General features: G+C 63.8%; 9 protein-coding genes and 1 pseudogene. 6 read left to right on the top strand and 4 right to left on the bottom strand.

What is annotated here, in order from left to right; genetic code table 11:
- The first annotated feature begins 25 nt into the window (after positions 1–25).
- Entirely contained in the window at positions 26–1,417 is a 1,392-nt protein-coding gene (locus tag BI343_RS07225; RefSeq protein ID WP_071109216.1) for an amino acid permease, read from the top strand.
- Positions 1,418–1,739: 322 nt separating this feature from the next.
- Complete coding sequence (locus BI343_RS07230; RefSeq protein ID WP_052246587.1) at positions 1,740–2,942, top strand: GGDEF domain-containing protein; 1,203 nt, start codon at positions 1,740–1,742, stop codon at positions 2,940–2,942.
- Here BI343_RS07230 and BI343_RS19270 read toward each other — a convergent pair.
- Positions 2,939–3,106, bottom strand: a pseudogene (locus BI343_RS19270) (DinB family protein); the annotation flags it as partial. The gene BI343_RS07230 and the pseudogene BI343_RS19270 overlap by 4 nt on opposite strands.
- A 224-nt stretch (positions 3,107–3,330) precedes the next feature.
- Positions 3,331–6,720, bottom strand: coding sequence for a transcription-repair coupling factor (gene mfd, locus BI343_RS07235; RefSeq protein ID WP_071109217.1), 3,390 nt, complete (start codon positions 6,718–6,720; stop codon positions 3,331–3,333).
- Between the two features lie 287 nt (positions 6,721–7,007).
- Here mfd and BI343_RS07240 point away from each other — a divergent pair, with 287 nt between their 5' ends.
- Together BI343_RS07240 and rlmB are read left to right on the top strand one after the other, a co-directional pair.
- Entirely contained in the window at positions 7,008–10,277 is a 3,270-nt protein-coding gene (locus tag BI343_RS07240) for a bifunctional diguanylate cyclase/phosphodiesterase (RefSeq protein WP_071109232.1), read from the top strand.
- A 63-nt stretch (positions 10,278–10,340) separates the two neighbouring features.
- Positions 10,341–11,090, top strand: a complete 750-nt coding sequence (rlmB, locus tag BI343_RS07245; RefSeq protein ID WP_071109218.1) for a 23S rRNA (guanosine(2251)-2'-O)-methyltransferase RlmB — start codon at positions 10,341–10,343, stop codon at positions 11,088–11,090.
- A gap of 42 nt (positions 11,091–11,132) precedes the next feature.
- On the opposite strand, the gene BI343_RS07250 is transcribed toward rlmB, so the two are convergent.
- Positions 11,133–12,023 (bottom strand): LysR family transcriptional regulator, encoded by an 891-nt coding sequence (locus tag BI343_RS07250; RefSeq protein WP_071109219.1) that lies wholly within the window; start codon positions 12,021–12,023, stop codon positions 11,133–11,135.
- A 104-nt stretch (positions 12,024–12,127) separates the two neighbouring features.
- Here BI343_RS07250 and BI343_RS07255 point away from each other — a divergent pair, with 104 nt between their 5' ends.
- A complete protein-coding gene (locus BI343_RS07255) occupies positions 12,128–12,571 on the top strand; it encodes a CidA/LrgA family protein (RefSeq protein WP_071109220.1) in 444 nt (147 codons plus the stop codon).
- A 7-nt stretch (positions 12,572–12,578) separates the two neighbouring features.
- Positions 12,579–13,244, top strand: coding sequence for an LrgB family protein (locus BI343_RS07260; RefSeq protein ID WP_106076092.1), 666 nt, complete (start codon positions 12,579–12,581; stop codon positions 13,242–13,244).
- A gap of 76 nt (positions 13,245–13,320) precedes the next feature.
- On the opposite strand, the gene BI343_RS07265 is transcribed toward BI343_RS07260, so the two are convergent.
- Positions 13,321–13,827, bottom strand: coding sequence for a Cd(II)/Pb(II)-responsive transcriptional regulator (locus tag BI343_RS07265; protein WP_043620648.1), 507 nt, complete (start codon positions 13,825–13,827; stop codon positions 13,321–13,323).
- Between the last annotated feature and the right edge of the window lie 23 nt (positions 13,828–13,850).

Genomic DNA, 13,850 nt, shown 5'->3' on the forward strand with positions numbered 1-13,850 from the left:
GGGCGAGAGAAATTAGGAGAACACCATGCAATCCACAGAACGGACCCTGCATCGAGGTCTGGAGGAAAGGCATATCAACCTGATGGCGCTGGGCGCCACCATAGGCGTCGGCCTGTTCCTGGGCTCGGCCACCGCGATCAAGATGGCCGGTCCGGCCATCATGCTGGCCTATGGCATCGGCGGCCTCGCCATTTTCATGATCATGCGCGCGCTGGGCGAAATGGCCATCCACAATCCGGTGGCCGGCTCGTTCAGCCGCTACGCGCAGGACTACCTCGGCCCCTTGGCCGGCTATCTCACTGGCTGGAACTACTGGTTCCTGTGGCTGGTGACCTGCATGGCGGAAATCACCGCCGTCGGCGTCTACATGGGCATCTGGTTTCCGGATGTGCCGTCCTGGTACTGGGTGCTGGCGGCGATGCTGGCCATGGGCGGCGTCAACCTGATCGCGGTGAAGGCTTACGGCGAATTCGAATTCTGGTTCGCGCTGATCAAGATCGTCACCATCGTGCTGATGATAGCCGGCGGCTTCGCCATGATTGTCTTCGGTTTCGGCAACCACGGCGTCGCCACCGGCATCGCCAATCTGTGGGCGCACGGCGGCTTCATGCCGCATGGTTTCTCCGGCGTGCTGATGTCCTTGCAGATGGTGATGTTCGCCTACCTGGGCGTGGAAATGCTGGGCCTGACCGCCGGCGAGGCCAAAAATCCGAAGAAGGCGCTGGCGCGCGCCGTGGATTCGGTGTTCTGGCGCATCCTGATCTTCTACATCGGCGCCTTGTTCGTGATTCTGTCCATCTACCCGTGGAACGAGCTGGGCACGCGCGGCAGCCCCTTCGTGATGACTTTCGAGAGCCTGGGCATTCCGGCCGCCGCTGGCATCATCAACTTCGTGGTGCTGACCGCCGCCTTGTCCTCGTGCAATAGCGGCATCTACAGCACCGGCCGCATGCTGTTCAATCTGGCGGAGCAGAAACAGGCGCTGCCGCTGTTCGCCAAGGTTTCGAAAAGCGGCGTGCCGGTGCCGGCGCTGCTGTTGTCTATCGCCGCGCTGCTCTTCGGCGTGCTGCTGAATTACCTGGCGCCCAAGGAGGTGTTCACCTGGCTGACCGCCATCTCCACCTTCGGCGCGGTATGGACCTGGCTGATCATCCTGCTGGCGCAACTGCGCTTCCGCCGCGGCTTGTCGGCCGAGCAACTGGCCTCCATCAGCCACCGCATGCCGCTGTGGCCTTATGGCTCCTACCTGACGCTGGGCTTCCTGGCGTTGGTGATTGCCCTGATGGCTTACTTTCCGGACACGCGCGTCGCGCTGATCGTCGGCCCAGGCTGGCTGGTGTTCCTGGTAGCGGTGTACTACCTGCTCGGTTATCACAAGCAGGACGCCGCCTGGCGGCTGGCGCAGCAGGGACGCTGAGCTTGGATTTGACGCGACAACCCGCCGTTTGGCGGGTTGTTCATTTCAGGCCGCTATGTGTTAGCTGTTGCGCAACTCATGGCATGTCGGAACCTGATGGCTGGCGGGGGCAGGTCGATGCGGTTGTTGAATCGCTGAAGGCGCCAGGCGTCAGCCATCCGGGCGTTGCGGCAAAGACACGAGTGGCGGATAGAAGATGTCAAAAGCATCAATTGTCTTAAGCGTTGAGCGAAACGATCTGTTATGTTGTGAACGTTTTGATTCCGGGGCGCGGAGTTGACGCAGATGGCGAGCAGGCGCCGGCGTCGCACGGCCTGCATCCATGACCATCCAATCCGTTCAAAGCATTCTAGATTTCAAAGCTACTTTGCTCAGCACCACCGGCTATACGCTGATGCTGACCTTGGTGGTGCTGCTGTTCTGGCGCTATAACCGGCGCGAGCCCGCGCTGCTGACGCTGGGGCTGAGCGGCGTAATCAGCGCCGCCGGCTCCACCCTCGCTTTCCTGCCTTTCCCATTGGCGCCATGGCCCAGCTTGCTGCTGGTCACGCTGTTGTTGCTGATGTTCCACCCGATGGCGCTGCTGGCCACGCGCCAGCTGTTCGGCTTGAGGGACCGGGGCGTGTTTTGCCTGGGCAGCGCCGCAGTGGTGATGCTGGCGTTCGCGCAGTTGGGCGGCGAGGCGAATTACGGTCACCGGGTGATGGTGACTTCGTTTTCTCATGTGGTTTACTGGTCTTTGATTTTTGCCCAGTTTCTGCGCGCGCGCTGCCAGGCGACGCCGGTTGGGCACTGGCTGGCGGCAGGTTTGGCCACGCTGATCATCCTGATCTCTGCTTGCCGCTTCGCCGTGGCTTGGTGGATGGGCGATCCGGGGTTTGCCGAGCGTGGCGGGCTGTTCAATCTGTTTTCGTCGCTATGTCTGTTTTGGCTGACTTTCTGCTTCAGCCTCAGCATATTGTTCATCAGTTATGAACGCCTGCTGATGCAACTGCGCCAGCAGGCCGATCAGGATGGCCTGACTCGCCTGCTCAACCATCGCACGTTTTTGGAAAAGGCGGACGGCATATTTCGCCGAGCGGTCGACAGGGGGGAACCGCTGTCGCTGTTGCTGATTGACCTGGACCATTTCAAGAGCATCAATGACCGCTACGGCCATCAAGTGGGCGATGAGGTGCTGCGCCAATTGGCCGATTGCCTGCGCCGCGAGGCGCGCCTGGGCGATTTGCTGGGACGGCATGGCGGCGAGGAGTTTGTGGCGCTGTTGCCGCAGACCGGGCGCCTCGATGCTTACCATGCGGCGGACCGGCTCAGGCTGGCCATCAGCGCTTTGCAGCCGCGCATCGGCGAGTTGTCCTTGAGCATTAGCGCCAGCATAGGCGTGGCCAGCTTGCGGCCTGCTGAGCATGAAAGCCTGGCCAGCCTGTTTCTGGAGGCGGACTTGCTGCTGTACCAGGCCAAGCACAACGGCCGCAACCGGGTGGAGATGGAGCGGGTGGCCGCGTCTGCGGTAGCGGCTGTCTAGAGAGCTAGAGCGGCCTCGCGATGCACGTCGCGCAGGCAGACCGGCAGGTCGGTCGTGGGCGGCGTGGCCGGCAGCTGGTACAGCATGTCCGCGACAAAACCGCGATGATAATTCTTGTGGTTGACGATGTGCAGCAGCATAGCCCAGCGGTTTTTTGTCGGGGTTTCGCGGGCTGCAGGGGCGGCCTGGGGTTGTCTGCGTGCGAATCTTTGATTCGCTCAGCGATAGGGGGCTGGCCGCACAGCCCCCTCACCCGTTTGCCGAGCGGAGCCGGCATTTAATCATTATCCGCGGAGCGGATTCATCAGAAGAGATCGCGTGGATAGGAGAACAGTCAGTTCAATCGAGCCGGCCGCTCATTAGCGGCACTGATGGAAATCAAGCCAGCCTACGCGCTCAACTCCTTCAATACCTCCTTCACCTTCACGATCCGCTGCGCCACCTCCGGCAGCGCCTGCTCCACGCGCAGCTTGTCCTGCCCCGCCAAACGGTAGTTCTTCTTGCTCTGGATCAGCATGATGATCTTTACCGGATCGATAGGCGGGTTCTTGATGAAGGTGAGCTGCACCGCCACTTCGCTGGCGTCCAGCTTCTGCACGCCCAGCTCCTTGGCGACGAGGCGCAGGCGGTGGCTTTCGATCAGCGTTTTCACGCTCTGCGGCGGCAGGCCGAAGCGATCGATCAGCTCTTCGTGGATGTCGTCGATTTCGCCCTCGGTTTCGCAGCTGGCCAGGCGTTTGTAGATCAGCAGCCGCTCGTGCACGTCAGGGCAGTAAGCGTCCGGCAGCAGCGCCGGGCTGTGCAGATTGATCTCGGTGGTGATGCCCAAGGGAGCGTCCAGGTCCGGCGCGCGGCCCTTTTTCAGATCGCGCACCGCTTGCTTCAGCATCTCGGTGAACAGGCTGAAGCCCACTTCCTGCATCTCGCCGGATTGGCCTTCGCCCAGGATTTCGCCGGCGCCTCGGATTTCCAGATCGTGCATCGCCAGGTAGAAGCCGGCGCCGAGTTCGCCGGACAGCTGGATCGCTTCCAGGCGTTTTTGCGCGTCGCGGGTCATGCCGTCCGGGGTCAGCAGATAAGCATAGGCCTGGTGGTGCGAGCGGCCGACGCGGCCGCGCAGCTGGTGCAGCTGCGCCAGGCCGAATTTGTCGGCGCGGTTGATCAGGATGGTGTTGGCGTTGGGGATGTCGATGCCGGTTTCGATGATGGTGGAGCACAGCAGCAGGTTGAAGCGCTGCTGCAGGAAGTCGCGCATCACCTGTTCCAGCTCGCGCTCGCGCAACTGGCCGTGGGCGACGCCGATGCGCGCCTCCGGGATCAGCTCGGCCAGCTTTTCCCGCATGTTTTCTATGGTGTCGACTTCATTGTGCAGGAAGAACACCTGGCCGCCGCGTTTCAGCTCGCGCAGCACAGCCTCGCGGATCACGCCGTTGCTCAAGGGGCTGACGAAGGTTTTCACCGCCAGACGGCGGCTGGGGGCGGTGGTGATGGCGGAGAAGTCGCGCAGGCCTTCCAGCGCCATCGACAGCGTGCGCGGAATCGGCGTCGCAGTCAGCGTCAGCACGTCGACATTGGCGCGCAGCCGCTTCAGCTGCTCTTTCTGCCGCACGCCGAAGCGGTGCTCCTCGTCGATGATGACCAGGCCCAGGTTTTTGAACTGTATATCCGGCTGCACCAGCTTGTGGGTGCCGATGACGATGTCGACGCTGCCTTCGGCAAGGCCGGCGAGCGCGGCTTTGGTTTCCTTGCCGCTTTTGAAGCGCGACAGTTCGGCGATGCGCACCGGCCAGTCGGCGAAACGGTCGGAGAAGTTCTGGAAGTGTTGCTCGGCCAGCAGGGTGGTGGGCACCAGCACCGCCACCTGCTTGCCGCCCATTACCGCGACGAAGGCGGCGCGCAGCGCCACTTCGGTCTTGCCGAAGCCGACGTCGCCGCAGACCAGCCGGTCCATCGGCTTGCCGGAGCACATGTCCTGGATCACCGCCTCGATGGCGCTGGCCTGATCCACGGTTTCTTCAAAGCCGAAACCGGCGGCAAAGGCGGCGTAGTCGGCATGGGACAGCTGGAAGCTGTGGCCTTCGCGCGCGGCGCGCTGGGCGTACAGGTTCAGCAGTTCGGCCGCGGTGTCGCGGGCCTTTTCCGCCGCGCGCTTCTTGGCCTTGTCCCAGGCCGGGTTGCCCAGCTTGTGCAGCTGGATGTCGTCGGTGGCGCCGCCGGCGTAGCGGGAGATCAGCTGCAGCTGCGACACCGGCACGTACAGCGTGGCGCCGTCGGCGTACTCCAGCTGCATCAGCTCGGTTTCGCCCTCGCCCAGGTCCATGGTCACCAGGCCGACGTAGCGGCCGATGCCGTGCGCCTCGTGCACCACCGGGTCGCCGGCCTTGACCTCGGCTAGATCGCGCAGCATGGCGTCGGAGGCCGCCTTCTGGTGTTTGCGGCGAGTATGGCTGCGCGCCACGTGCTGGTACAGCTCGCTTTCCGTCACCACGGCGATGGTTGGCTCGGCGAGCGCGAAACCGGAATACAGCGGGGCTACGGTCAGCGCCAGCGGCATCTTGCCGGCGATGAAGTCGGCCCAGCTGTCTACCGGGGTCGGCTTGATGCCGCTTTCGGCCAGGAAGGCCAGCATGGTTTCGCGGCGCCCCAGGCTTTCCGCCGCCAGCAGGATGCGCTTGTCGCCAGCGGCGATGAAGGCTTGCAGCTTGTGCAGCGGCGCCTCGGCGCGGCGGTCCACCGCCAGCTCCGGCAGCGCGGCGGCGCCGGTTTCGCCGTCGCCGGCGAATTCGATGCGGGCATAGGGCTTGAGCCGCGCCATCAGCTCGTCCGGACGCAGGAAGATGTCGGCCGGCGGCAACACAGGTCTATCGGTATCGCCGCGGGCCATGTCGTAGCGGCTTTGCGCGTCGCGCCAGAAGCTTTCCGCCGCGGCTTGCACCTCGTGGTGCAGCACCACCAGCGCGTCGTCGCCGACGTAGTCGAACAAGGTGGCGGTCTCGTCGAAGAACAGCGGCAGGTAGTACTCGATGCCGGCCGGCCACAGCCCCTGCGAGACATCCTTGTAGACGCGGCTCTTGCTCGGATCGCCTTCCATCTTCTCGCGGTAGCGTTGGCGGAAGGCGGTGACGCCGCTTTCGTCGGCTGGATATTCGCGCGCCGGCAGCAGGCGGATTTCCGGCACCGGGTACAGCGTGCGCTGGCTGTCGGGGTCGAAGGTCTTCAGGCTGTCGATCTCGGCATCGAACAGATCGATCCGGTACGGCAGCGGCGAACCCATGGGATATAGATCGATCAGGCTGCCGCGCACGGAGAACTCGCCCGGCGCCATGACTTGCGTCACGTGCTGGTAGCCGGCGGTGACCAGATCGCCGCGCAGTTTTTCCACGTCCAGCTGCTGGCCGGTTTTCAGGAAGAAGGTGCGGCCCAGCAGATAGCTCACCGGCGCCAGCCGGCTCAAGGTGGTACTGACCGGCGCGATCACCACCTGGCATTCGCGCTGTCGGATCTGCCACAGCGTGGCCAGTCGCTCGCTGACCAGGTCGCCGTGCGGCGAGAAGTGGTCGTAGGGCAGCGTTTCCCAATCCGGGAACAGGGCGATGGACAGGTCCGGCGCGAAGAACGGCAGCTCGGCCTTCAGCCTTTGCGCGGCCTGGGCGTCGGCGGTCAGGATCAACAGCGGTTGGCGCTGCGCGGCCAAGGCGGCGATGGCATGGCTGTCCAGGCCGTCTGGCAGACGGCCGCAACGGGTTTTCTGGCCGGCGGGCGGCAGGGTCGAGTGCATATCCAACTTGATCTGCTTCTGTGCGGAGTTGTGCTTGTGGCGATTATAACAGCGCGCGCGGCGTTTCCCCGGCGGCGAACGCTAGCCGGCGCGGTCAAACCCGGCTATCGTATGCGTTTGGCTCAAATGTCATTTATCTCAATTAGAAGAAAAACAACATGAGGCCAGGATTAGACATTCAAAAAAATAATGCATAACACTGCTATCCATGCCGAAATAAATGAAATTGGCATGGCTTGGACGTGGCCAAGATCCGGCAAACCGGACGACAGCTAAAGGATGGAAGCGTGAGAACCACACAAAGGGTGGAGGAGGGGTTGGTTTTCCTGGGGTTTGTTTGCGGCGTGGCCTTGTGGCCGCGCAGTCCCCAGGCGGCACTGACACTTGCCAGTTTTTTGCCGCACGGCCTGTTTGCCTGGCAACAGCTCGCGCGCGGCGCGCGGCGCGGCTGGTGGTGGCCGTTGGCTGCTTTGTTGCCGGCGCTGTGGCTGATGCCGTCGCTATGGGGCATGCTGCTGGCCGGCTCCTTGTATTTGATTCCGCCCGGCCTGCGCTTGGGGCGCCTGACGGCCTGGCGGCCGCGTCCGGCCACGCCGAATCAGCTGCGCGATCTGCTGCTGGCCTTGATCGTCTATCCGGCGCCGCTGGCGGCCTTGCCGCTCGGCGTCTACGTCTGGAGCGCAGGCGGCGGCCATCATCTTGCCTGGCCATGGGTCTGGCAAGGTTGGGCAGCCCTGGCTTCCGCGCTGTTCTTGTGCGTGCCCCTGGCGTGGCCATCGCCCCATGCGGCGTCCTGGACGGTGCGTTTGGAGCAGGGGCTGATTCTGGCATTGGTGGCTTTGGAGGCCGGCTTGCTGCAGTCCAGCGAGATCAATCTGAACATTCCCAATCAGTTGTTGTTTTTTCCCTTCATCCTGTGGGCAGCCTGCCGCACCGGCTTGGGCGGCGCCGCGCTGACCGCCGGCGCGGTGGCGGTCAGTCTGTCGCTGGCGTCAGCCGGTTCCGGCGCCGCCAGCCACGCCATCATCGGCCATGTCTCCACCGATCTGCTGCTGGCGCTGGCGCTGAATGTTTCCGGCTTGCTGGTGGCGATTCTGATGGATGGACACCGCGCCGACGAGGCGGCTTTGAAGACGTTCCGCGCGCGTATCGATTCTCTGGTCAACAACAGCCCGACCATGATGTCGTTGAAGGACATGGATGGCCGCTATTTGCTGGTCAACGCCGCCTATGCGCGGCGGGTGGGCGTTTCGCCGGGAGATTTGACGGGGAAGCGGCCGGAGGATGTGTTCGATCTGGACGATGCCCGGCAGATCTGCGAGCAGGACCAGCAGGTGCTGAATCTGCTGGCGCCGCGCCAGTTCGAGGAGCATTTCGTGCTCAACGGCGTGGAAACCTATCTTTTGGCCTCCAAGTTTCCCCTGTTCGACGCCGACGGGCGGCCCGCCGGAGTGGGCAGCGTCGATACCGACATCACGCAGAGCAAGCGCGAGCAGCGCGCCAAACGCGAGGCCGAGGAGCGCTATCTGGCGTTGGTGGAGCAGTCTCTGGTCGGCATCTACATCATGCAGGACGAGCGGCTGGTGTATGCCAATCCCAAGCTGGCCGAGATCATGGGCCATGCGCCGGAGGACATGGTGGGCATGACCATGGCCCAGCTATTGGTCCCGGGCGAAGCGGTGCGGCTGCGCCAGCAACTGTTGCGCCGCTTCCGCGAGAATATCGCGGTGATGCACTATTCCACCCGCGGGCTGCGCAAGGACGGCGTGGTGGTGGACATGGAGGTGCATAGCCGCCTGTTCGAGCTGGATGGCCGCAAGGCGGTTATCGGCGTGGTGATGGACATCTCGGATCGGCTGCTGGCCGATACCAATCTGCGCTTAGCGGCCAAGGTGTTCGAAAATTCGGCGGAGGGCATCCTGATTCTGGATGCCAACGCCCGCATCATCGCCGTCAACGACGCCTTCACCCGCATTACCGGCTATGCGGAAAAAGAAGCGCTGGGCAAACCTTCGCGCATTTTCGGCCTGGGCGAGCAGGAGCGGGAGGCCATGCGGGAGGCGCTGGCTGGCAGCGGCCACTGGCAGGGCGAGATGCAGGACAGGCGCAAGAATGGCGAGTGGTATCCGGCCGAACTGTCCATCTCCGCATTGCGCGACGAGGACGACGAGCTATGCAATTACGTGGCGGTGTTCTCCGACATCACCCAGCGCAAGGAGGCCGAGGCGCGGCTGCAGTTCCTGGCCAATCACGACCCGCTGACCCGGCTGCCCAACCGCAGCAGCCTCACCGCGCAACTGGACGAAGCGCTGGCGCGCATGGCCAGCCAGGGCGGCCAATTGGCGGTGATGTTCATCGACCTGGACCGCTTCAAGCTGATCAACGACTCCTTCGGCCACCAGGCCGGCGACCTGCTGCTATGCGAGATCGCCCTGCGTCTGGCGCGAGTGGTGGGCGAGCGCGGCATGCTGGCGCGGCTGGGCGGAGACGAATTCACCCTGCTGATGAGCGGTTTCGACAGCCATACCGAGCTGGGAGACGTGGCCGCCGACATCTTGACTGAACTCGGCCGGCCTCTGAGCCTGGAGGCGCATGAGGTGTTCATCACCGGCAGCATAGGCATCAGTGTTTTCCCGCATGATGGGGAGGATGCCCAGACCTTGCTGAAAAACGCGGATGTGGCGATGTACCGCGCCAAGGACTCCGGCAAGAACACCTACCAGTTCTTCGACGCCGGCATGAACACCCAGACCTTCGAGCGCCTGCTGCTGGAAAACGGCCTGCGCATGGCGCTGGAGCGCGGCGAATTCGAACTGCATTACCAGCCGCAACTGGCCGCCGACAGCCGCGCGCTGCAGGGCGCGGAGGTGTTGCTGCGCTGGCGCCATCCGCAGCTGGGCCTGGTGCCGCCGGTGCGCTTCATCGCGCTGGCCGAGGAAACCGGGCTGATCAAGCCCATCGGTGACTGGGTGCTGGCCGAGGCCTGCCGCCAGTTGGCGGCCTGGGACCGCCAGGGCCTGGCGGTACCGCGGCTGGCGGTGAACCTGTCGCCGCGCCAGTTCGGCCAGCCGTCGCTGCCGGCCAAGGTGGCCGGCGCCTTGCAGGCCGCGGGCCTGCCCGCCAGCCGGCTGGAGCTGGAAATCACCGAGAGCATGCTGATGCAGAATCCGGACGAAGCCGTGCAGTTGCTGGCGCAACTGAAAGCGTTGGGCGTATGGCTGTCCATCGACGATTTCGGCACCGGCTATTCCTCGCTGTCGTATCTGAAGCGCTTCCCGCTGGACACGCTGAAGATAGACCAGTCCTTTGTCGATGGCCTGCCCGACGATGGGGACAATGCCGCCATCGCCGAAGCCATCCTGGCCATGGCCAAGAAGCTCAAGTTCCATGTGGTGGCGGAAGGAGTGGAAAACGAGGCGCAAGCGGCCTTCTTGCAAGGCAAGGGCTGCCACACGCTGCAGGGTTACCACTTCAGCCGGCCGCTGCCGGCGGCGGAGTTCGCCGCGCTGGTGGCGGGCTGGCGGCAACAGGCGCAGGCGGCGGGCATTCCGGCGTGAAGCTGGGCCGTGGGGCGGCTTGCGGCTACAATGGCGGGAATTGTAAATTAGAGAATCTCCGCCATGAGCAACAAACGCCTGATACACGGCTTCCACGCCATCAACGCCCGACTGTGGCAGAACCCCAAGAGCCTGCTGGAAATCTGGCTGGCCGGCGGCCGCCACGACGCCCGCGCCAAGGCGGTGCTGGACAAGGCTGGCGAGGAGAAGGTCAAGCTGCACATCGTGGACAAGGAACGGCTGGACAGCATGAGCGGCAACGCTCGCCACCAGGGCGTGGTGGCGATGATAGACGCCAGCATGAACTACGTGGACCTGGACGACGTGCTGGAAAACCTGTCCGAGCCGCCGCTGCTGTTGATCCTGGACGGCGTCACCGATCCGCACAATCTGGGCGCTTGCCTGCGGGTGGCGGACGCGATGGGCGCGCACGCGGTGATCGCCCCCAAAGACCGCTCCGCCACGCTGAACGCCACGGTATCCAAAGTGGCCTGCGGCGCGGCCGAGGTGGTGCCTTACATCACCGTCACCAACTTGGCGCGCACGCTGCGCGACTTGAAGGATGCCGGAGTATGGATTGCCGGCACCACGATGGAAGCCGACACCGACCTGTACCACTTCGACGCCTCCGGCCCGTTGGCCTGGGTGATGGGCGCGGAAGGCGAGGGGATGCGCCGCCTGACGCGCGAGCACTGCGACGTGCCGGTGTCCATCCCGATGTTCGGCACCGTCGAGAGCCTGAACGTGTCGGTGTCGTCCGGCATGGTGTTGTCGGAAAGCCGCCGCCAGCGGGTGCTGAAGACGCAGGGTTGAGATATGATTCAGTCAGAAAAAGGCCGCGAGTGCTGCCTTTTGTCATCCCTGTCCGCCTAGCCTTTCCCGCGTCAGCGCCAGCCAGGCGCGGGCGGCGTGGGACAGGTAGCCGCCGCGCTGCCAGATCAGGCCCAGGTGCCAGTACAGCTTGTTGTCGTATAGCGGGATCACGTCGTATTGCCCGCTGTCCAGCCGCGCCACGATGCTGCGCGGCAGCAGTGTGACGCCGAGGTTGGCGCCCACCAGTTCGACGATGAAGTCCCAGTGCGCGCTGCGGCCGACGATATTGGGCGTTTTGCCCAGCTCGCGAAAGGCGTCGGTGACGCGGCGGCATAGCGTGAAGTCTTCCGGATACAGCACCAGCGGCTGGTCGGCGATGTCCACAAGGCGCACCAGCGATTGGCCTTGCCAGCGCGAGCCGGCCGGCGCCACCAGGCATAGCGGGTCGCGCACCACCGAGTAATGTTCGAACAGCTGGCTGTCCACCGGCAGCACGGCCACGCCGATTTCCAGCTCGCCGCTCTTGATGCGGTTTTCAATGGCCAGCGCGCCGTCTTCCACCATTTTCAATTCAATCTGCGGATACAGCCGGCGGTAGTGGCTGACCACCGGCGCGAAGAAGGCCACGCCCACCATGGGCGGCAGGCCGACCACCAGCTCGCCGCGGCTGAGGCCGGACAGGTCGGTCAGCTCGTTTTTCAGCTGATGCATCGCCGACAGCACATCCAGCCCGCGCTCGTAAGTGACGCGGCCGGCGTCGGTCAGCCTGAAGCTGCGCCCCTCGCGTAGGATCAGCGGCATGCCGAGCTCCTCTTCCAGCTGTTTCACCATCTTGCTGATGGTGGGCTGGGTGACGAACAGCGCGTCAGCGGCGCGGGTGAAGCTTTGGCATTTCACCAGTTCGACAAAATAGCGCAAGGCGCGGATGTCCATTTGCATTCCTGATTGGAATCGTAACGATAATTTTAATTCATTTTTAGAATGAAATACGGCTGGCTATACTAGCTTCAACTCCGTAAGTCGATGGAAGCCGAATCATGGCACGCCGCCTGTTTTACCGCCTGATGCCGCTGTTGCAAACCTGTAGCCAGGTTGCGCTGCTGAGCCTGGTGTGGCTGGCTGCCAGTCAGCTGAGCCACCGTTTTCTGCCGGCCATGCCGGCCGGCGTGCTGGGCATGCTGCTGGTGCTGCTGGGCTTCTGGTCCGGCCTGCTGCCGGTGAGCTGGTTTCGGCACGGCGCGCGCTGGCTGCTGGCGGAGATGCTGCTGTTCTTCATCCCGGCGGTGGTGGCGGTGGTGCAGTATCCGGAAGTGATTGTATCCGCCGGTGTCCGCCTGTTGTTGGTGATTGTGGCTTCCACAGCCTTGGTGATGGTGGCGACCGCTCTGGTGGTGGACCGCTGCTACCGGCTGGAAGTCTGGATGCGCCGCCGCGCCAGCAACCGCAAGGCGCAGATGAGGGCTGAAGTCCATGGAGCATGAGATTGCCTTGATCTCCTTCGTACTCACCGTGGTGTTGTACTGGGGGGTCAAGAAGTATTACCTGAAAACGCGCAGCTGGTGGAGCACGCCGATTCTGGCGGTGCCGCTGCTGATCATCGGCTTGGTGGTGTTGGCGCGCGTGCCGTACCACACCTATTTTGCCGATACCCGTTGGCTGACCTGGCTGCTGGGGCCGGCGACGGTGGCGTTTGCGATACCGATTTACGAGCAGCGCGCCATCATCCGCAGGCATTGGCTGTCGCTTAGCTGCGGCGTGCTGGTGGCCATTCCGGTGGCGGTGTTGAGTTCGGTGGAACTGGCGCGCTGGCTGGATCTGTCCGACATGATGCAGAAAAGCCTGGCGCCGCGATCGATCAGCACGCCGTTCGCGCTGGCGGCGGCGCAGACCTTGGGCGGCTCGGCCGACCTGACCGCGCTGTTCGTGGTGGTGACCGGGGTGTGCGGCATGATGCTGGGTCAGCTGATGCTGACGGTGTTGCCGATTCGTTCCACGCTGGCGCGGGGCGCTTTGTTCGGCGCAGCGGCTCATGCGGCCGGCACGGCCAAGGCGAATGAGATAGGCGCCGAGGAAGGCGTGGTGGCCAGTCTGACGATGATGTTGGCCGGGGTGGCGACGGTGTTTGCCGCGCCGTTGATTGGATACTGGCTGTAACGAGTTTGTGTTGTGACCTGATTGCCGGTGGGGTGGTGATCAGTGGGTTTCTCCTCTTCCCCAAAACGAGCGTTGATTACGGCCGGCCCTTTTGGGTCCGGCCATTTTTTTTGGCCGCGTGGTCGTGATCGTGGCTATGGCCGTGGTTGTCCTGGCCGAACGGCGTGTGGCAGACGCAGGGTTCGCCCTCGGCCGCCTCCACCAGCGTTTGCAGAATGCCGCAGTCGGCGGCGGCGTGGCTGTCGTGGCATTTGTCGCGTAAAGCCAACAGCTGCTGCTCCAGCAGCCGCAGTGCTTCCGCTTGCTGGTGCACTTTGGCGATTTGCTGGTCGATCAGCAGATTGATGTCCTCGCAGTCGTGCTCATGATCGGCTTTGAACGCCGCCAGGTTGCGGATGTCGGCCAGCGACATGCCCAGCGAGCGGCAATGCAGGATGAAATTCAGCTCGCCCAGTTGTTCCGCGTTGTAATGGCGGTAGCCGGATGCAGAGCGCTGCGGCGCGGACAGCAGCCGTTCGCGTTCGTAATAGCGTATGGTTTCCACGTCGCAGCCAGTCTTTTTGGCCAGTTCACCGATCAACATCCTGCCTCCCGCTCAAAAACGCT

Source organism: Chromobacterium amazonense, assembly GCF_001855565.1.
Lineage (GTDB): Bacteria > Pseudomonadota > Gammaproteobacteria > Burkholderiales > Chromobacteriaceae > Chromobacterium > Chromobacterium amazonense.

What these genes read in the sequence shown, in the direction of transcription:
- BI343_RS07225 (WP_071109216.1), top strand. Translation starts at nt 26, where the DNA reads ATGCAATCCACAGAACGGACCCTGCATCGAGGTCTGGAGGAAAGGCAT.
- BI343_RS07230 (WP_052246587.1), top strand. Translation starts at nt 1,740, where the DNA reads ATGACCATCCAATCCGTTCAAAGCATTCTAGATTTCAAAGCTACTTTG.
- mfd (WP_071109217.1), bottom strand. Translation starts at nt 6,720, where the DNA reads ATGCACTCGACCCTGCCGCCCGCCGGCCAGAAAACCCGTTGCGGCCGT.
- rlmB (WP_071109218.1), top strand. Translation starts at nt 10,341, where the DNA reads ATGAGCAACAAACGCCTGATACACGGCTTCCACGCCATCAACGCCCGA.
- BI343_RS07250 (WP_071109219.1), bottom strand. Translation starts at nt 12,023, where the DNA reads ATGGACATCCGCGCCTTGCGCTATTTTGTCGAACTGGTGAAATGCCAA.
- BI343_RS07255 (WP_071109220.1), top strand. Translation starts at nt 12,128, where the DNA reads ATGGCACGCCGCCTGTTTTACCGCCTGATGCCGCTGTTGCAAACCTGT.
- BI343_RS07265 (WP_043620648.1), bottom strand. Translation starts at nt 13,827, where the DNA reads ATGTTGATCGGTGAACTGGCCAAAAAGACTGGCTGCGACGTGGAAACC.